General features: G+C 59.7%; 15 protein-coding genes and 1 pseudogene. 12 read left to right on the top strand and 4 right to left on the bottom strand.

Annotated features, from left to right (window positions below):
• Positions 1-183 precede the first annotated feature (183 nt).
• The 3 genes from PMI26_RS12535 (at position 184) to PMI26_RS12545 (ending at position 1,572) form a co-directional block, all read left to right on the top strand.
• A complete protein-coding gene (locus PMI26_RS12535) occupies positions 184-585 on the top strand; it encodes a lysozyme inhibitor LprI family protein (protein ID WP_007975502.1) in 402 nt (133 codons plus the stop codon).
• A 214-nt stretch (positions 586-799) separates the two neighbouring features.
• Positions 800-1,123, top strand: a complete 324-nt coding sequence (locus tag PMI26_RS12540; protein ID WP_007975501.1) for a helix-turn-helix domain-containing protein — start codon at positions 800-802, stop codon at positions 1,121-1,123.
• A 32-nt stretch (positions 1,124-1,155) separates the two neighbouring features.
• Positions 1,156-1,572: a DUF3010 family protein gene (locus tag PMI26_RS12545; protein WP_007975500.1), complete on the top strand. Its 417-nt coding sequence runs from the start codon at positions 1,156-1,158 to the stop codon at positions 1,570-1,572.
• A 38-nt stretch (positions 1,573-1,610) separates the two neighbouring features.
• Here the strand turns inward: PMI26_RS12545 and PMI26_RS12550 are convergent.
• Positions 1,611-2,601: pseudogene (locus PMI26_RS12550) on the bottom strand (GlxA family transcriptional regulator).
• Between the two features lie 225 nt (positions 2,602-2,826).
• On the opposite strand from PMI26_RS12550, the gene PMI26_RS12555 reads away from it, so the two are divergent.
• The 6 genes from PMI26_RS12555 (at position 2,827) to PMI26_RS12580 (ending at position 8,397) form a co-directional block, all read left to right on the top strand.
• Complete coding sequence (locus PMI26_RS12555) at positions 2,827-3,771, top strand: choline ABC transporter substrate-binding protein (protein ID WP_007975498.1); 945 nt, start codon at positions 2,827-2,829, stop codon at positions 3,769-3,771.
• Positions 3,772-3,866: 95 nt separating this feature from the next.
• Positions 3,867-4,754 (top strand): 3-keto-5-aminohexanoate cleavage protein, encoded by an 888-nt coding sequence (locus PMI26_RS12560; protein WP_007975497.1) that lies wholly within the window; start codon positions 3,867-3,869, stop codon positions 4,752-4,754.
• Positions 4,755-4,965: 211 nt separating this feature from the next.
• Entirely contained in the window at positions 4,966-5,931 is a 966-nt protein-coding gene (locus tag PMI26_RS12565; RefSeq protein WP_007975496.1) for an L-carnitine dehydrogenase, read from the top strand.
• Between the two features lie 164 nt (positions 5,932-6,095).
• Positions 6,096-6,572, top strand: coding sequence for a thioesterase family protein (locus PMI26_RS12570; RefSeq protein ID WP_007975495.1), 477 nt, complete (start codon positions 6,096-6,098; stop codon positions 6,570-6,572).
• A 13-nt stretch (positions 6,573-6,585) separates the two neighbouring features.
• Positions 6,586-7,749: a gamma-butyrobetaine dioxygenase gene (locus PMI26_RS12575; protein ID WP_007975494.1), complete on the top strand. Its 1,164-nt coding sequence runs from the start codon at positions 6,586-6,588 to the stop codon at positions 7,747-7,749.
• A 381-nt stretch (positions 7,750-8,130) separates the two neighbouring features.
• Positions 8,131-8,397: a hypothetical protein gene (locus PMI26_RS12580; RefSeq protein ID WP_007975493.1), complete on the top strand. Its 267-nt coding sequence runs from the start codon at positions 8,131-8,133 to the stop codon at positions 8,395-8,397.
• Between the two features lie 112 nt (positions 8,398-8,509).
• On the opposite strand, the gene PMI26_RS12585 is transcribed toward PMI26_RS12580, so the two are convergent.
• Positions 8,510-9,613: a GlxA family transcriptional regulator gene (locus PMI26_RS12585; RefSeq protein ID WP_007975492.1), complete on the bottom strand. Its 1,104-nt coding sequence runs from the start codon at positions 9,611-9,613 to the stop codon at positions 8,510-8,512.
• Between the two features lie 538 nt (positions 9,614-10,151).
• Positions 10,152-11,528 (bottom strand): L-serine ammonia-lyase, encoded by a 1,377-nt coding sequence (locus tag PMI26_RS12590; protein ID WP_007975491.1) that lies wholly within the window; start codon positions 11,526-11,528, stop codon positions 10,152-10,154.
• Positions 11,529-11,963: 435 nt separating this feature from the next.
• Between PMI26_RS12590 and PMI26_RS12595 the strand changes: the two genes are divergently transcribed.
• The 3 genes from PMI26_RS12595 to choV all read left to right on the top strand — a co-directional run bounded on the left by PMI26_RS12595 (position 11,964) and on the right by choV (position 14,998).
• Positions 11,964-12,911, top strand: a complete 948-nt coding sequence (locus tag PMI26_RS12595) for a choline ABC transporter substrate-binding protein (protein WP_007975490.1) — start codon at positions 11,964-11,966, stop codon at positions 12,909-12,911.
• A 66-nt stretch (positions 12,912-12,977) separates the two neighbouring features.
• Positions 12,978-13,823 carry a choline ABC transporter permease subunit gene (gene choW / locus PMI26_RS12600; protein WP_007975489.1) on the top strand — a complete coding sequence of 282 codons (846 nt, stop codon included), beginning with the start codon at positions 12,978-12,980 and terminating at the stop codon, positions 13,821-13,823.
• Entirely contained in the window at positions 13,820-14,998 is a 1,179-nt protein-coding gene (choV, locus tag PMI26_RS12605; RefSeq protein WP_007975488.1) for a choline ABC transporter ATP-binding protein, read from the top strand. Before choW ends, choV begins: the two co-directional genes overlap by 4 nt.
• A gap of 255 nt (positions 14,999-15,253) precedes the next feature.
• Here choV and PMI26_RS12610 read toward each other — a convergent pair whose 3' ends face one another.
• Positions 15,254-17,194 (bottom strand): BCCT family transporter, encoded by a 1,941-nt coding sequence (locus PMI26_RS12610; protein WP_238540824.1) that lies wholly within the window; start codon positions 17,192-17,194, stop codon positions 15,254-15,256.
• Positions 17,195-17,545: the final 351 nt, after the last annotated feature.

Raw genomic sequence — 17,545 nt, 5'->3', positions numbered from 1 at the left:
GCCGGCGCTTTGGGGCCAGCATATGCCTCGGTGCCTCGGCGACCGGGTGCAAAAACGACAGGGGGTTTGCCGAAAGCGTCAATCCGCGACAAAGGGTCGTCGCCAGGCACAATCAGCGACCTGTTCAAGGCCCTCGGCTTGGGCCAGAATTCGCTGCATCACTGGAATAGAGCGGCGACCTGAATGAAATCCATCCTTCTGGCTTTGGCATTGATTGCGACCGGCGTACACGCAGCGGAGGAGTCCGACGACAACCCGTGCGATAAAGTCGAAAACGACGTCCAGACCCTCGAGTGCTCGGCCTTCAGCAAAACCACCGCCGAAGACCTGCTCAAGGAAAACCTCCAGGGCCTGGCCGACCGCATGCAGTCGCAATACGGCAAAAACCCGTCGCAACTGGCCGACATCACCGCCAAGCTCAAGGCCGCCCAACAGCAATGGCTGAAGACCCGGGATGCCGACTGCGCCGTCGAAGCCTTTCCGGCCACGAGTGGCAGCAAGGCGTTCACCATTGCCCAGAACGACTGCATTGCGCGGATGAGTGATGAACGGTCGGAGTTTTTGGAGTCGATTGGGCAGGAATAGTCCTGAATATTCCGGTGAAAGCTGGCACTACTTCCAGCTTTCAATCGCCAAAAAGCCCTTTCCCCCAAAGCACTTTGATCTGACCTACAGCGTCTGTCCAAAGCCGTTGTTCTGCGAGCTTTTCACGCAACATGCCGAAAAATGTTGTTGATAGCCAACCATAAAAATATAAGCAAAGATTCGAAACCTTATAAAAGACTTATATTTTTCCGCGATGAACGCACCTACTGACATCCAAATCATCAACGACGCCGAAGGCAATCCAGCCTTTGTTGTCATTCCCTATGCGCAATACGTGGCGCAGAAAATCGAGCCCGATTTGATCCCCCATGAGGTGGTGAGCCGCATTGTCGATGGCGCTACCCCAATCCGCGCCTGGCGCGAACACTTGAACCTTACCCAGGATGAAGTGGCCAAACGAATGGGTATATCCCAGCCGGCATTTGCCCAACAGGAAACGGTCGCCAAGCCTCGCAAGGCCACCCGCGAAAAGATCGCCGCGGCGTTTGGTATCACCGCCACTCAACTTGAGCTGTAAGCTGCACGCTTCAGCCAGTAAAGGGATTCAACATGAAAGTCTGCGGCATCGAAATCAAAGGCAGCGAAGCGATCATCGCCGTGGCCACGCTGGACGGTCTGGCGCTGAGCCATGTCGCGCTCGCCACCAAGAAAATTGCCCTGGACGATGACGACGAAGCCGCCAACGTCAAAGTGTTCGCAGCCCAGGTCGCTTCGTTTGTGCGCGAGAACTCCATCGACCGTATCGCGATCAAGAAGCGCAGCAAGAAAGGTGAGTTTGCCGGTGGTCCGACCACGTTCAAGATCGAAGGGGTTTTCCAGTTGCTGGAGAATTGCGAAGTGACGCTGCTGTCGCCGCAGACCATCACGGCGCAGTGCAAGAAATTCAATGTCGAATTGCCGGATACGCTGAACAAGTATCAGCATGAGGCGTTTAAAGCGGCTTGTTCGGCGCTGTTGAAGAAGTAATACCGCCAAGATCAAAAGATCGCAGCCTTCGGCAGCTCCTACAGGAGACCCCATGGAGCTGCCGAAGGCTGCGATCTTTTGATTTTACGCTTTAGCAGTACGTCGATCCTCCCGTGGGCACCGCGCATATTTCGCCCGATAACTGCGGGTGAAATACGACGGAGACTCAAACCCGCAGGCTATGCTCACCTCCAGCACGCTCATGTCGGTCTGCCGCAGCAATTGCTGCGCTTTTTCCAACCGTAACCGCAGGTAGAAATTGCTCGGCGTGTCGTTCAGGTGCAACCGGAACAACCGCTCCAACTGCCGCCGCGTCACCTTGATCGATTCCGCCAGTTCCAGCGTACTCAGCGGCGGTTCGCTGTGCTGTTCCATCTCACCGATCACCTGCACCAGCTTCTTGTTACTGATGCCGTAGCGCGTGGCGACTTCCATGCGTTGGTGGTCTTTGCGCGGGCGGATGCGGCCGAGTACAAATTGTTCGCTGACCTGGATCGCCAGATCAGGACCGTGGGCCTGGGCGATCAGATCCAGCATCAAATCAATGGAAGCGGTGCCACCCGCGGAGGTGATGCGCCGGCGGTCGATCTCGAACAATTCCTGGGTGACGCTGAGCTGTGGATAAGACTCCTTGAAGGCGTCGATGGCTTCCCAGTGCAGAGTCAGGCGATGGCCGTCGAGCAGGCCTGCCTCGGCGAGGATGAAGCTGCCGGTGTCGATGGCGCCGAGGGTCACGCCTTCGTTGTCCAGCCGACGCAACCAGTGCTCCAGCGCCGGGGTGGCGAATTTCAGCGGTTCGAAGCCGGCGACCACCAACAAGGTCGCGCCTTTCTTCAGCGGCTCCAGCGCCGCATCGGCGTTGACCGACATACCGTTACTGGCCAGCACCGCCCCGCCGTCCGCGCTCAACACATGCCAGCGATAAAGCTCGCCTCGAAAGCGATTGGCGACCCGCAACGGCTCGATGGCCGAGATGAATCCGATGGCCGAGAAACCCGGCATCAACAAGAAGTAGTAATCCTGGGACATGGAGCGCACTCGCTTAGCAGGTAACAAGAGGCCGGGTAACGAGAGGGCGGGTAGCGTGAGGATGTTGATACGCCAGTTGCAAGCGGCTTTCAAGCGCACAGGTCGCTGCAGTGCAAGAGCTGGTCGCCGCAGTGCGCTTTCATCGGTGCTTTGCTGCGTAACTTGGCATCACCGGCGCATCAGACACCGGAACTCACAATAAACGAACTGCCGAGGAACCTGAGAATGAAACGACTGATCAGCAGCTGTGTTCTTGCACTCAGTGGTACCGCGTTACTGAGCGCCAGTGTCATGGCCGCCGAACCCGCCGCATGCCAGAACGTGCGCATGGGTGTAGTGAACTGGACCGACGTGATCGCCACCAGTGCCATGACCCAGGTATTGCTCGATGGCCTCGGCTACAGCACCAAACAAACCAGCGCCTCCCAGCAAATCATCTTCGCCGGGATCCGCGACCAGCGTCTGGACCTGTTCCTCGGCTACTGGAACCCGCTGATGACCCAGACCATCACCCCCTTCGTCGATGCCAAACAGGTCAAGGTGCTTGAAGCGCCAAGCCTGCAAGACGCTCGCGCGACCCTCGCCGTGCCGACCTACCTCGCCGACAAGGGCCTGAAAACCTTCGCTGACATCGCCAAGTTCGAAAAAGAACTGGGCGGCAAGATCTACGGCATCGAGCCTGGCTCGGGCGCCAACACCCAGATCAAGGCGATGATCTCCAAGAACCAGTTCGGCCTCGGCAAGTTCCAGCTGGTCGAATCCAGCGAAGCCGGCATGCTCGCGGCGGTGGATCGCGCCGTGCGTCGCAACGAAGCCGTGGTGTTCTTCGGCTGGGCGCCGCACCCGATGAACGTCAACGTGAAAATGACCTACCTCACCGGCAGCGACGACGCCCTCGGCCCGAACGAAGGCAAGGCCACCGTGTGGACCGTCACCGCGCCGACCTACGCCGAGCAATGCCCGAACATCGGTCGCTTGCTGAGCAACCTGACGTTCACCGCCGAAGACGAGAGCCGGATGATGCAGCCACTGCTGGATCACAAGGACGCTCTCGAGTCGGCCAAACAATGGCTCAAGGATCACCCGCAGGACAAAAAACGCTGGCTTGAAGGCGTCACCACCTTCGATGGCAAACCAGCCGCTGAAAACCTGCAACTGACCAGTAAATAAACCCGAACCCACCACCGTCTCGCAGCCCCAAGGGGCTGCGAACGGGACCAGCACGCCTGGCCAAAACCAAAATCTCGCCTGTAAGGAACCGCCAAATGAACCACGACGTCATCATCACCTGCGCACTCACCGGTGCTGGCGACACGACCAGCAAGAGCCCACACGTGCCGGTCACCCCAAAACAGATCGCGGCTGCCGCCGTGGAGGCCGCCAAGGCCGGTGCCACCGTGGTTCACTGCCATGTACGCGACCCGCAAACCGGCAAGTTCAGCCGTGATGTGGCGCTGTATCGCGAGGTGATGGAGCGTATCCGCGAGGCGGACGTGGACATCATCGTCAACCTCACCGCCGGCATGGGCGGCGACCTGGAAATCGGTGCCGGCGAAAATCCGATGGAGTTCGGCCCGAACACCGATCTGGTCGGGCCACTGACTCGTCTGGCTCATGTCGAAGAATTGCTGCCGGAAATCTGCACCCTCGATTGCGGCACCCTGAACTTCGGCGACGGCGACACCATTTACGTTTCCACCCCGGCCCAGCTGCGCGCTGGCGCCAAACGCATTCAAGAGCTGGGCGTGAAGGCCGAGCTGGAAATATTCGACACCGGACACCTGTGGTTCGCCAAGCAGATGATCAAGGAAGGCCTGCTCGACAACCCGTTGTTCCAGCTGTGCCTGGGCATCCCGTGGGGCGCGCCGGCGGACACCACCACCATGAAGGCCATGGTCGACAACCTGCCCGCCGACGCGGTCTGGGCCGGCTTCGGTATCGGTCGCATGCAGATGCCGATGGCGGCACAAGCGGTGTTGCTCGGCGGCAACGTGCGAGTCGGGCTGGAAGACAACCTGTGGCTGGACAAGGGCGTGCTGGCGACCAACGGCCAACTGGTCGAACGCGCCACGGAAATCCTCAGCCGCCTCGGTGCCCGCGTGCTCACCCCCGCTGAAGGCCGCAAAAAGATGGGCCTGACCCAGCGCGGTTAATAGAACTTACACCCAACCCTGTGGGAGCGGGCTTTTGTGGCGAGGGGGCTTGCCCCCGTTCGGCTGCGAAGCAGTCGTAAACCATTGAGTTTGGTGTGTCTGAAACACTGCAGTTGCTGGTTTAGGGCCGCTTCGCGACCCAACGGGGGCAAGCCCCCTCGCCACAAAAGCCCGCTCCCACAGGTTTTTTTGAACTCTTTAGGACGTGACCATGAGCTTTATTACCGAAATCAAAACCTTCGCCGCCCTGGGCAGCGGTGTCATCGGCAGCGGCTGGGTGTCCCGCGCCCTCGCCCATGGCCTCGATGTAGTGGCCTGGGACCCGGCACCAGGCGCTGAAGCAGCCCTGCGCAAACGCGTCGCCAACGCTTGGGGCGCACTGGAGAAACAAGGCCTGGCGCCCGGTGCATCGCAGGATCGCCTGCGTTTTGTCGCGACCATCGAAGAATGCGTTCGCGACGCTGACTTCATCCAGGAAAGCGCCCCAGAACGCCTTGAGCTGAAACTGGAACTGCACAGCAAAATCAGCGCTGCGGCCAAGCCCAATGCATTGATCGGCTCCAGCACCTCTGGCCTGCTGCCGAGCGAGTTCTACGAGAGCGCCACGCACCCGGAACGCTGCGTGGTCGGTCACCCGTTCAACCCGGTTTACCTGCTGCCGCTGGTCGAAGTGGTCGGCGGTAAAAACACCGCGCCCGAAGCCGTGCAAGCGGCGATGAAAGTCTATGAATCCCTGGGGATGCGCCCGTTGCACGTGCGCAAGGAAGTGCCGGGGTTCATCGCCGACCGCCTGCTCGAAGCGCTGTGGCGTGAGGCCCTGCACCTGGTCAACGACGGCGTGGCGACTACCGGTGAAATCGACGATGCGATCCGTTTCGGCGCAGGCTTGCGCTGGTCGTTCATGGGCACCTTCCTGACCTACACCCTGGCCGGTGGTGATGCCGGCATGCGTCACTTCATGGCGCAGTTCGGCCCGGCGTTGCAGTTGCCGTGGACTTACCTGCCGGCGCCGGAACTGACCGACAAACTGATCGACGACGTGGTCGACGGCACCAGCGATCAACTGGGTAAACACAGCATTTCAGCGCTGGAGCGCTATCGTGATGACTGCCTGCTGGCAGTGCTCGAGGCGGTGAAGACCACCAAAGAGAAGCATGGGATGGCTTTCAGCGAGTAAGCCCAGGCTGTGGGGCCAGCAGCACTGGCCCCATCGCGAGCAAGCTCGCTCCCACAGGGGATCTGCTGAGTGACATAGATTGTATTCACACTGCACATCACTGTGGGAGCGAGCTTGCTCGCGATAGCGGCAGTCCAGTCACCACACAAATTGGATCAGAAACCATGCCCACCCTCACCACCTACCAAACCACCATCATCCCCGACTGGGTCGACTACAACGGCCACCTGCGCGACGCCTTCTACCTGCTGATTTTCAGCTACGCCACCGATGCCCTGATGGATCGCCTGGGCCTGGACAGCGACAGCCGGGAAGCCAGCGGCAACTCGCTGTTCACTCTCGAACTGCACCTCAATTATCTGCACGAAGTGAAACTCGACGCCCAGGTCGAAGTGCACACCCAAATCATTGCCCACGACAGCAAACGCCTGCACCTCTATCACAGCCTGCATCGGGTCGGTGATGCCCAGGAGCTTGCAGGCAACGAACAGATGCTGCTGCACGTGGATCTCGCCGGACCGCGCTCGGCCCCGTTCAGCGAACAATCCTTGAATCGGCTGCAAGCCATCGTCGCCGAACAGGCGGACCTGCCAACGCCCGGGTACATTGGCCGAGTGATCGCATTACCCCCAAAAAAATAACAAGGAGATCGCCATGAACACCGCCGCTGCATTTGCCGACTTTCGTACCTATCCGTTGATCAGCGCACTGGCTGGCGTGCAGACACTGGCGGACCGGGTTCTGGTGAAGTGGGCCGACGATCGCGTCAGCCCTTTCCACCATCAATGGCTGCGGGATAACTGCCCGTGCCCGCAGTGCGTCTACACCGTGACCCGCGAGCAAGTGCTGGAAATCGTCGATGTGGCTCAAGACCTGATGCCTGACGCCGTACACCTCGACACCGATGGTTGCCTGTCGGTGGATTGGCAGGATGGCCACGCCAGCCGCTTCGATCCCGGCTGGCTGCGCGCCCACGCTTATGACGATGAATCCCGCGCCGAACGCCTGGCACGCAAGCCCAAAGCCAGGCTCTGGCACAGTGATTTGCAGTTGCCGGTGTTCGAATATCAAGCCCTGATGAACGACCCGCAGGCGTTGCTGCAATGGCTGCTGGCGGTTCGCGATGTCGGCCTGACCCAGGTTCGTGGCGTGCCCACCGAGCCCGGCTCTCTGAAGCTGATCGCGCAACGGATTTCCTTCATTCGCGAGAGCAATTTCGGCGTGCTGTTCAACGTGCAATCGAAGGCCGATGCCGACAGTAACGCCTACACCGCCTTCAACCTGCCGCTGCACAGCGATTTGCCGACCCGGGAGTTGCAACCGGGGCTGCAATTCCTGCATTGCCTGGTCAATGACGCAGAGGGCGGCGAAAGCATTTTTGTCGACGGTTTTGCCATCGCCGATGCGCTGCGTCGCGAAGACCCGGAGTCATTCAAAAGCCTTTGCGAAATCCCCGTGGAGTTTCGCAACAAGGACCGCCACAGTGACTACCGCTGCCTCGCGCCGATCATCGCCCTGGATACGCTGGGACAGGTATCGGAAATCCGCATGGCGAACTTTCTGCGTGGACCGTTCGACACCTCGGTGGAACAGATGCCCAAGCTCTATCACGCCTACCGGCGCTTTATCGCGATGACGCGCGAGCCCCGGTTCCGCCTGATGCAGCGGCTCAATCCCGGTGAGCTGTGGTGCTTCGACAACCGCCGCACCCTGCACGCCCGCAACGCCTTCGACCCCGCTACCGGGGCGCGGCACTTCCAGGGTTGCTATGTCGACCGGGATGAGTTGTTGTCGCGCATCCTCGTATTACAGCGCTAGACCGCGTCATCGTTCTTCGCGAGCAAGCCCGCTCCCACATTCGACCGCATTCCCCTGATGGGACTCGGTCAACTGTGGGAGCGGGCTCGCGAAAGCGGTCTATTTATCGACACAAAACCCATTGATTCACAGACAAAAAAAGCCCCGATCAAGCCGTGACAGGATCGAGGCAGAGGGTACTGTTGAGGAGCCGCCGTGCGAGGGTGACCAAACCTTCGTGAAGCGAGCTGAGCCCAGTGTGCCCACTCCTGCCCACGGCAAGTTAGTCGAAAACGACCTGTTCATAGCCATTGCGGCCATTGCGACATTTCGCCCTTGCTGCTACTGCGTGGCCCTACCAGAATCGAGCCACGACACCGTTCCCTGAAGAAGGATTGCGTCATGATGCACGCCGATTTGATAGACCAGGAAGACCTGTTGGGCCAGCTCAAGTCATTGGGGTTTCAAGTGCCGAACGGCGCCACGGCCGAGCAGGCTTGCGAGTGCGCGGTACGAGGTTTGAACAATGAACGGGCGATAGTGCTGCGCACCATGGTCAAGCAGATGTACACCAGCAGCGCGACGATCCTGCCAGCGGTGCGCCAGGCGATCGACAAGCAGTTGTTGCCAGCGTTGGCGGAGTATCAGCAGAGCCACACAGGCCGATAAAAAACCTTCGCGGGCAAGCCCGCTCCCACAGGACTTTGTGTCGAGCACAAAATTAATGCTCTGACACAAAACCTGTGGGAGCGGGCTTGCCCGCGAATGAAGGCGCCTCGGTTTAAAGCCTTACGCTGGCAAACGTCGACTCATTACGCGCCTGGCTCAGCGCCGACAACGGCCCGGACAACGGCGACAGCACCAAGGCTTGCGGCAACGGCATCATCGCCACTTGCTGGGTAGTGTTGGAGCCTACACGCTCGTCACGCGGCGGAATGCCGAAGTATTCGCGGTAGCACTTGGAGAAGTGCGGCGTGGACACAAAACCGCACACCGACGCCACTTCGATGATCGACATCGGCGTTTGCTTGAGCAGTTGCCGGGCGCGGATCAGGCGCAGCTTGAGGTAGTAACGCGACGGCGAGCAGTGCAGGTATTTCTGAAACAGGCGCTCGAGCTGACGACGGGATACCGCGACATAGACGGCCAGTTCGTCGAGATCGATTGGCTCTTCGAGGTTGGCTTCCATCAGCGCAACGATTTCCTGCAATTTTGGCTGATTCGTGCCGAGCATGTGCTTGAGCGGCACACGCTGGTGATCCTGCTCGTTGCGAATGCGCTCGTAGACGAACATTTCCGAAATGGCCGCCGACAGTTCACGGCCGTGATCGCGGCTGATCAGGTGCAGCATCATGTCCAGCGGCGCGGTGCCGCCGGAGCTGGTGAAACGGTTACGGTCGAGGGTGAACAGGCGGGTGCTCATGGCCACCCGCGGGAAAGCTTCCTGCATGGCTGCCAGGCATTCCCAGTGCACGCTGCAATCGAAGCCGTCGAGCAGGCCGGCGCAGGCCAGGGCCCAGCTGCCGGTGCACACCGCGCCAAGGCGGCGGGACTGGCGAGCCTGGCTTTGCAGCCATGACACGTGTTCACGGGTCACAGTGCGCTGGATGCCGATACCGCCGCAGACGATGACCGTGTCCATTGGCGGGGCTTTGTGCATGGAGGCGTCAGGGGTGATCTGCAGGCCGTCACTGGCCCAGACCTGGCCGCCATCGACGGTGAGAGTAGTCCACCGATACAGTTCGCGACCGGACAACTGGTTGGCCATGCGCAGGGGTTCCACTGCGGAGGCCAGAGAAATCAGCGTGAAATTGTCCAGCAGCAGAAAGCCGATGGATTGAGGCGCACGGTTCTGGGGTTGGGCCCCGGAGTTGAACGTCGTCATCGCGGTATCTCCTCACACAAAGCGGGTGATGGCCTCAGGCGGAGGCTCTTTTTATTGCCATCGATCTCGCGTGGGAGACGGGCTTTGTAATGACAGAGCAATTGCCATGCCTATTTTTGAATGTGCGTTCAATAACTCCTAAAAACGACGTCGGAATGTGTCTATATATGTCTTGCAAGGCGTGGGGATTTAAATGGCCATCAGGACTGGCAAGCGCCCCGGCTCACGAGCGGTGAGCAATTCGGTAGCACTTGTGGGAACGGCGTTGCGCCGCACTGGAAAGGAGTGTCACCGCAGGCACGGGTGACGAGCGGTCGAGGGCTGGTTGGCCCTCGATCAGTGGCAAGACAATTTATCTGTGAGCGACGCGCTAAAAGGAGGCGCGTTTTAATCCGGGTGTTCACTTAGCGCGCAGTTTTGACTGGTCTGGCGCTATCGCGAGCAAGCTCGCTCCCACAGGGATCAAGGTGAACACAATTTTTGTGACCGACGCAAAACCTGTGGGAGCGAGCTTGCTCGCGATGGGGCCGACGCGGTCTCAACACTCCACCGCACTCACCGCCAACCCACCCCGCGATGTCTCCTTGTATTTGTCATGCATGTCGGCACCGGTATCGCGCATGGTGCGGATCACCCGATCCAGCGAAATAAAGTGCTGACCATCGCCCCGCAACGCCATCTGCGCGGCGTTGATCGCCTTCACCGCTGCAATCGCGTTGCGCTCGATGCACGGCACCTGGACCAGTCCACCCACCGGATCGCAGGTCAGGCCGAGGTTGTGTTCCAGACCGATTTCCGCCGCGTTGCACAGTTGCTCTGGCGTGGCGCCAAGGATTTCCGCCAGTCCCGCCGCCGCCATGGCGCAGGCCGAACCGACTTCGCCCTGGCAACCGACTTCGGCACCGGAGATCGAGGCGTTCTTCTTGCACAGGATGCCCACCGCCGCCGCACCGAGGAAGTAGTCGACGACATTGGCGTCGGTCACGGCCTCGCTGAATTTCATGAAATAGTGCAGCACCGCTGGAATGATCCCCGCCGCGCCATTGGTCGGTGCCGTGACCATGCGCCCGCCAGCGGCGTTTTCTTCGTTGACCGCCAGCGCGAACAGGTTGACCCATTCCATGGCACTCAAGGTCGAGCCGATCACGTTGGGTTTGTTCAGTTCCTGCAGGCTGCGATGCAGCTTGGCCGCGCGGCGGCGCACGTTCAGCCCGCCGGGCAGGATGCCTTCGTGTTTCAGGCCCTGCTCGACGCAATCCTGCATGGCGCGCCAGAGCTTCATCAGGCCGCTGCGGATTTCCTCTTCGCTGCGCCAGACTTTCTCGTTGGCCATCATTAATTCAGCCACGCGCAGGTTGTGCTTCTTGCACAGCTGCAACAGCTCGGCGGCGCTGGAAAAGTCATAAGGAAGTACGGTGCGATCCAGATCCACGACACCGCTGGAGGCTTGCGCCTCATCGACGACAAAACCGCCGCCGACCGAATAGTAGGTGTCGCGATGCAGTTCGCCGTCATCGCCTTCGACAACCAGGGTCATGGCGTTGGGGTGGAACGGCAGGTTTTCGTCAATCAGGCGCATGTCCCGAGCCCAGACGAACGGCACCGACAGGCGACCGTCGAGCAACAGCGTATGGGTTTCGCGCAGGGCCTGGATACGGATGCCGATTTGCGACGGATCGATCGCATCCGGCCACTCGCCCATCAGGCCCATGATCACCGCGTTGTCGCTGCCGTGGCCGATGCCCGTGGCCGACAATGAGCCAAACAGCTGAACTTCGACACGCCGTACCTGTTCCAGCAGCCCCCGCTCGCGCAAGCCCTGCACAAACAACGCCGCTGCCCGCATGGGCCCCACGGTGTGCGAACTGGAAGGGCCGATGCCGATTTTGAACAGGTCGAAAACACTGATAGCCATGACTGACGAACTCCTGAATGGGCCCACTGCGCACGCCAAAGCGCACGGTGACGGAGCTGCTACGCTGAAGCTGCAATCCGCCGAGATGAGCGCATCATCAAGCTTTTGTCCTGTTGTTCGACGTCTCTAACCGACGCACTCATGCCCACCAACGCCGCGTGTCTTTTACGCCGTGTTTTCGCCGTTTTTTTGCGGTTCAGAGGGGAAAAAAGGGCTGAAAAAATCTGTAAACGACGTCACCGACACTGGATGCGACCATCCCTGTACTGGATACGACGCGCCCTGTAGGCGTCAGATTTTCACTGGTACATGATCATATCGACTCGATTGCAAGGCGCCGTGGTAGAGCTGTCTCCAGAACGCCATCCAACCGCAACCTATAAGTGCGGTGGTCCAGTCGGAACACTGCCAAAAAAAACACCAAGGAGTCCATCCATGAAAGGTTCCCCGTCGTTGTTGTTGGCCGCCATGCTTAGTCTGCCGGTTCTGGCGCAAGCCGCAGAACCGGCGCAATGCAATACCGTAAACTTCTCCGATGTCGGCTGGACCGACATCACCGCCACCACCGCCACCACCAGCGTCGTGCTCAACGCCCTCGGCTACAAGACCAAGACCACCATGATTTCCGTACCCGTGACCTACAAGTCGCTGGCCGACGGCAAGAACATGGACGTGTTCCTGGGGAACTGGATGCCGACCATGGAAAACGACATCAAGGCCTACCGCGATGCCGGCACCGTGGATACCGTGCGCACCAACCTCAAGGGCGCCAAGTACACCCTCGCCGTCCCTCAAGCGCTGTACGACAAGGGGCTGCATGACTTCGCTGACATCGCCAAATTCAAGAAAGAGCTCGACGGCAAGATCTACGGCATCGAGCCTGGCAACGACGGCAACCGCCTGATCCAGTCGATGATCGACAAGAACGCCTTCGGCCTCAAGGACGCGGGCTTCAAGGTCGTCGAGTCCAGCGAAGCCGGCATGCTGTCGCAGGTCGACCGTGCGCAGAAACGCGACACCGCCGTGGTGTTCCTGGGCTGGGCGCCGCACCCGATGAACAAGCGCTTCAAGATTCAATACCTGACCGGCGGCGACGATTTCTTCGGCCCCGACTTTGGCGCCGCCACTGTGGCGACCAACACCCGCAAGGGCTACGCCGAGGAATGCAGCAACGTCGGTCAGTTGCTGAAAAACCTGGAGTTCACGGTCGACATGGAAAGCGAACTGATGGGCAACATCCTGGACGACAAGATGAAGCCTGACGCGGCCGCCAAGGCCTGGCTGAAAAAGAATCCACAGGTGCTCGATACCTGGCTCGCTGGCGTAACCACCACTGACGGTAAACCTGGCCTGGAAGCCGTGAAAGCCAAGCTCAACCAGTAATCGCTTATGCCGGACGGCTCCGGCCGTCCGGGCTGTTTATTTCCTTGCATGCGGACGTTCACTACCATGCTGATTGATCAGAAAATCCCTTTAGGCCAGTACATCGCGGGCTTCGTTGAATGGCTGACGCAACACGGCGCCAGCACCTTCGACGCAATCGCCGTGACACTGGAAACGATGATCCACGGCGTGACGTTTGCGCTGACCTGGTTCAACCCGCTGGTACTGATCGGCCTGATCGCGCTACTGGCACACTTCATTCAACGCAAATGGGGCCTGACCGCGTTTGTCGTTGCCTCCTTTCTGCTGATCCTCAATCTGGGGTACTGGCAGGAAACCATGGAAACCCTCGCCCAGGTGTTGTTCGCCACCCTGGTCTGCGTGCTCATTGGCGTGCCCCTGGGCATCGTCGCCGCGCATAAGCCGATGTTCTATACTGTAATGCGTCCGGTACTCGATCTGATGCAGACCGTACCGACCTTCGTGTACCTCATTCCTACCCTGACCCTCTTCGGTCTGGGTGTGGTCCCGGGCCTGATTTCGACGGTGGTGTTCGCGATTGCCGCGCCCATCCGCCTGACCTACCTGGGTATCCGCGATGTTCCGGAAGAACTGATGGACGCCGGCAAGGCTTTTGGCTGCTCCCGGCGTCAGCTGCTCTCGCGAATCGAACTGCCCCACGCCATGCCAAGCATCGCGGCAGGCATCACCCAGTGCATCATGCTGTCTCTTTCGATGGTAGTGATCGCGGCACTGGTGGGCGCCGATGGTTTGGGCAAACCGGTGGTCAACGCACTGAACACTGCTGATATCGCCCTGGGCTTCGAAGCAGGCCTGGCGATCGTACTGCTGGCGATCATGCTCGACCGTATCTGCAAACAACCCGACGCCAAAGTAGGGGGTGACGCATGAGCATTATTCGCTTCGATAACGTTGACGTTATCTTCTCCAAAGACCCACGCGAGGCGCTCAAGCTGCTGGATCAGGGCATGACCCGCAACGAGATCCTGAAAAAGACCGGGCAGATCGTCGGTGTTGAAAAAGCCAGCCTGGATATCGAAAAAGGTGAGATCTGCGTACTGATGGGTCTGTCAGGTTCCGGCAAGTCCAGCCTGCTGCGCTGCATCAACGGCCTGAACACCGTCAGCCGTGGCAAGTTGTTCGTCGAGCACGAAGGCAAGCAGATCGACATCGCCTCCTGCACCCCGGCCGAACTGAAAATGATGCGCACCAAACGCATCGCGATGGTGTTCCAGAAGTTCGCCCTGATGCCTTGGCTGACCGTTCGCGAGAACATCAGCTTTGGCCTGGAAATGCAGGGTCGGCCCGAGAAAGAACGACGCAAACTGGTGGACGACAAGCTTGAGCTGGTGGGCCTGACCCAGTGGCGCAACAAGAAACCCAACGAGCTGTCCGGTGGTATGCAACAACGTGTGGGCCTGGCCCGCGCCCTGGCGATGGACGCGGACATCCTGCTGATGGACGAACCGTTCTCGGCACTCGACCCGCTGATCCGCCAGGGTCTGCAGGACGAACTGCTGGAGCTGCAACGCAAGCTGAGCAAGACCATCGTGTTCGTAAGCCACGACCTCGACGAAGCCCTGAAACTGGGCTCCCGTATCGCGATCATGAAAGACGGCCGGATCATCCAGTACAGCAAACCGGAAGAAATCGTCCTCAACCCTGCGGACGATTACGTGCGGACCTTCGTGGCCCACACCAACCCGCTGAACGTACTGTGCGGCCGCAGCCTGATGCGCACCCTGGACAACTGCAAGCGCATCAACGGTTCGGTGTGCCTGGATCCAGGCGGTGATTCGTGGCTGGACCTGGCCGAAGGCAACACCATCAAGGGCGCTCGCCAGAACGGCTCTGCGCTGGACTTGCAGAACTGGATACCGGGTCAGGCCGTTGAAGGCCTGGGTCGTCGACCAACCCTGGTGGACTCGAACATCGGCATGCGCGATGCGCTGCAGATTCGTTATCAGACCGGCAACAAGCTGGTGCTGCATGACAACAACAAGGTGGTGGGGATTCTGGGCGACAGCGAGCTGTATCACGCACTGCTCGGCAAGAACCTGGGGTAAGGCAACAGACACAAAAACGCCGCGAGAGAATCGCGGCGTTTTTGTTTATGGGGTATCGGGTAATGCAGCGTTGATGCTGATGACCCCTTCGCGGGCGAGCCCGCTCCCATATGTACGGTGAACAACCTGTGGGAGCGAGCTTGCTCGCGATGAGGGCTTAACATTCAACATGAGTGTTGACTGTCCCTCCGCTATCGCGAGCAAGCTCGCTCCCACAGGGATTGCGGTCCATTCCGTACACCGCAGACCCAAGCTTTAGCTGTAAACCCGGCCAAGCAGCTGCCGATGGCTTTCAAACTGATCGAGCACGTCACGGGTGATCTGATCCTGGGTGAAACCCATCAAGTCGTAGTCCTGGCTACCGTTATGCAGGTAAACCTCGGCGCGATAGAAACGCTGACGCGCCTCATCGGACTGTGCCGATTCAGTCGGCGTGGCCAGGTAACCGTCCAGGCTGACTTCGTAGACAAAGGGGTTGCCCTCTTCCATCTCGACGCGCACGCCCATGCAACGCTTGGACTTGCCCAGCAGCGTCTGAACCTTCAGGCCCTGAGCACGCATTTGCGCCGTCGCATCTTCCAGCGCCGGGCTCACTTGCTTGTCCATGAAGCGCTGCACCACCGACTGGCTTGGCTGCAGGTCCAGCTGGGTCAAACGCTCGCTGAAACCACGACGACCGCGCGCAGCCAGTTCCGCTTGCTCCTGTTCGATCTGCACGTCCTGGCGCATGGCCTTGTGCAAGCCGAACATGAAGAACACCAGCACCACCGAGAACGGCAGACCAGCCAGTACCACCATGGTCTGCATGGCTTCAAAGTTGCCGGCGAACAGCAGGCCAATGGTCACCAGGGTGATCACCGCCGACCAGAAGATCCGCAGCCAGTGCGGAGCGTCTTCATCGACGGTACCGCCCTTGCACGACAGGTTGGCCATCATCACCGCGCCGGAATCCGCCGGGGTCAGGAACAGCACGAAACCGACAAAGATCGATACGCCGATCACCACCTTCGACGCCGGGTAATGCTCAAGCAACTGGTAGATCGCCATGGACGGCTGTTCCAGCGCCGTTTTTCCAAGCTCCACCGCCCCATGGTTCATCACCAGGTCCAGGGCCGAGTTACCGAAGATCGACAGCCACGCCAGGGTGAAGCCCAGCGGAATCAGCAGTACGCCGGCCACCAGTTCACGCACCGTGCGGCCACGGGAAATACGTGCGATAAACATGCCCACGAATGGTGCCCAGGAAATCCACCAGGCCCAGTAGAACAGGGTCCACAGGCCCAACCAGCGGTCGGATTTCTCGGCGTCGCCTTCATACACATAGAGGTCGAAGGTCTTCAGCACCACGCCGTTCAGGTAGTCGCCGACGTTCTGCACGAAGCCGTTGAGCAGGTGCAGGGTCGGGCCGAACAGCAGGACGAAAATCAGCAAGCCGCTGAACAATACGATGTTCAGGTTGGACAGACGACGGATGCCGTTTTCCACGCCCGACACAGCGGCGATGGTCGCCACGGTGCTCATCACGATGATCACGATCAGCAGGTTGGTGTTGCTGTGCTCCATGCCGAACAGGTTTTCAAGGCCCGATGACACCTGCAGCGAACCAATCCCCAGGTTGGTCACCAGACCCAGCAGGGTCACGAACATGCCGAAGCCGTCCACCGCATGACCGGCCGCACCCTTGACCCAGCGCTCACCCACCAGCGGATACAGCGCCGAACGCAACGCCAGCGGCTGGTTATGGCGGTAGGCAAAGTACGCCACCGCCAAACCGACCAGCGCGTAAATCGCCCAGCCGTGCAGGCCCCAATGCAGGAACGTCAGTTGTACTGCCTGACGTGCCGCGAGGTTGCTGCCGGCCACGCCTTCCGGCGGGTTGAAGTAGTGGTCCAGCGGTTCGGACGCGCCGAAATACAACAACGAGATGCCGATACCCGAAGAGAACAGCATCCCCGCCCAGGCGCCGTAGCTGAAGTCCGGGGTGTCATCCTTGCTGCCCAGCTTGAGTTTGCCGTAGGACGAAAACGCCAGGCCGACGACGAAAATCAGATAGGCGGCAATCACCACCATGTAGTACCAGCCGAAGCTGCGGGACAACCAGGCTTGCGCCGTACCCAGCATTCTGCCGGCCTCTTGCGGGGCGATGATCAGAATGGCGGTCAACAACAGAATCAACGCGGTAGAGGTGTAGAACACCCAACCGTTGACCGACACCTTCTGCGGTGGGGTCTTTATTAGCGAGGCAGAACTCATGGCACAGATGCTCCGGGCAGTGCGAGAGAAGAACGCAAGGCAAACGAGTTACCCGACCAATCGGTTAGTGGGCAGCCGACCAGCGGGTGATATAAAGACAGCCCGAAAAAAGCCCGAAACCCCTTGAGCGCCACAGCGCGTAGGTTTCGAGCAGATTCGGAAGTCATTTTTTCCGCCGCTACATGTAGGAAAAATCTGAAGGCAGCGACGATTTGTCGCAGATCTTATTCTTTGTTGATTGAACGTTCAATCAAAACAAAATAGACTGGCCCTCAAGCCGGTAGTCGTTTGACG

Origin of the sequence: Pseudomonas sp. GM33, assembly GCF_000282295.1 — a bacterium.
GTDB lineage: Bacteria > Pseudomonadota > Gammaproteobacteria > Pseudomonadales > Pseudomonadaceae > Aquipseudomonas > Aquipseudomonas laurylsulfatiphila.
The sequence above is the reverse complement of the archived record's forward strand: the minus strand, read 5'-3'. Positions and strand labels throughout refer to the sequence as shown.

Excerpts from the sequence above, each read along its gene's own strand:
- PMI26_RS12535 (WP_007975502.1), top strand. The coding sequence starts at position 184 with ATGAAATCCATCCTTCTGGCTTTGGCATTGATTGCGACCGGCGTACAC.
- PMI26_RS12540 (WP_007975501.1), top strand. The coding sequence starts at position 800 with ATGAACGCACCTACTGACATCCAAATCATCAACGACGCCGAAGGCAAT.
- PMI26_RS12545 (WP_007975500.1), top strand. The coding sequence starts at position 1,156 with ATGAAAGTCTGCGGCATCGAAATCAAAGGCAGCGAAGCGATCATCGCC.
- PMI26_RS12555 (WP_007975498.1), top strand. The coding sequence starts at position 2,827 with ATGAAACGACTGATCAGCAGCTGTGTTCTTGCACTCAGTGGTACCGCG.
- PMI26_RS12560 (WP_007975497.1), top strand. The coding sequence starts at position 3,867 with ATGAACCACGACGTCATCATCACCTGCGCACTCACCGGTGCTGGCGAC.
- PMI26_RS12565 (WP_007975496.1), top strand. The coding sequence starts at position 4,966 with ATGAGCTTTATTACCGAAATCAAAACCTTCGCCGCCCTGGGCAGCGGT.
- PMI26_RS12570 (WP_007975495.1), top strand. The coding sequence starts at position 6,096 with ATGCCCACCCTCACCACCTACCAAACCACCATCATCCCCGACTGGGTC.
- PMI26_RS12575 (WP_007975494.1), top strand. The coding sequence starts at position 6,586 with ATGAACACCGCCGCTGCATTTGCCGACTTTCGTACCTATCCGTTGATC.
- PMI26_RS12580 (WP_007975493.1), top strand. The coding sequence starts at position 8,131 with ATGATGCACGCCGATTTGATAGACCAGGAAGACCTGTTGGGCCAGCTC.
- PMI26_RS12585 (WP_007975492.1), bottom strand. The coding sequence starts at position 9,613 with ATGACGACGTTCAACTCCGGGGCCCAACCCCAGAACCGTGCGCCTCAA.
- PMI26_RS12590 (WP_007975491.1), bottom strand. The coding sequence starts at position 11,528 with ATGGCTATCAGTGTTTTCGACCTGTTCAAAATCGGCATCGGCCCTTCC.
- PMI26_RS12595 (WP_007975490.1), top strand. The coding sequence starts at position 11,964 with ATGAAAGGTTCCCCGTCGTTGTTGTTGGCCGCCATGCTTAGTCTGCCG.
- choW (WP_007975489.1), top strand. The coding sequence starts at position 12,978 with ATGCTGATTGATCAGAAAATCCCTTTAGGCCAGTACATCGCGGGCTTC.
- choV (WP_007975488.1), top strand. The coding sequence starts at position 13,820 with ATGAGCATTATTCGCTTCGATAACGTTGACGTTATCTTCTCCAAAGAC.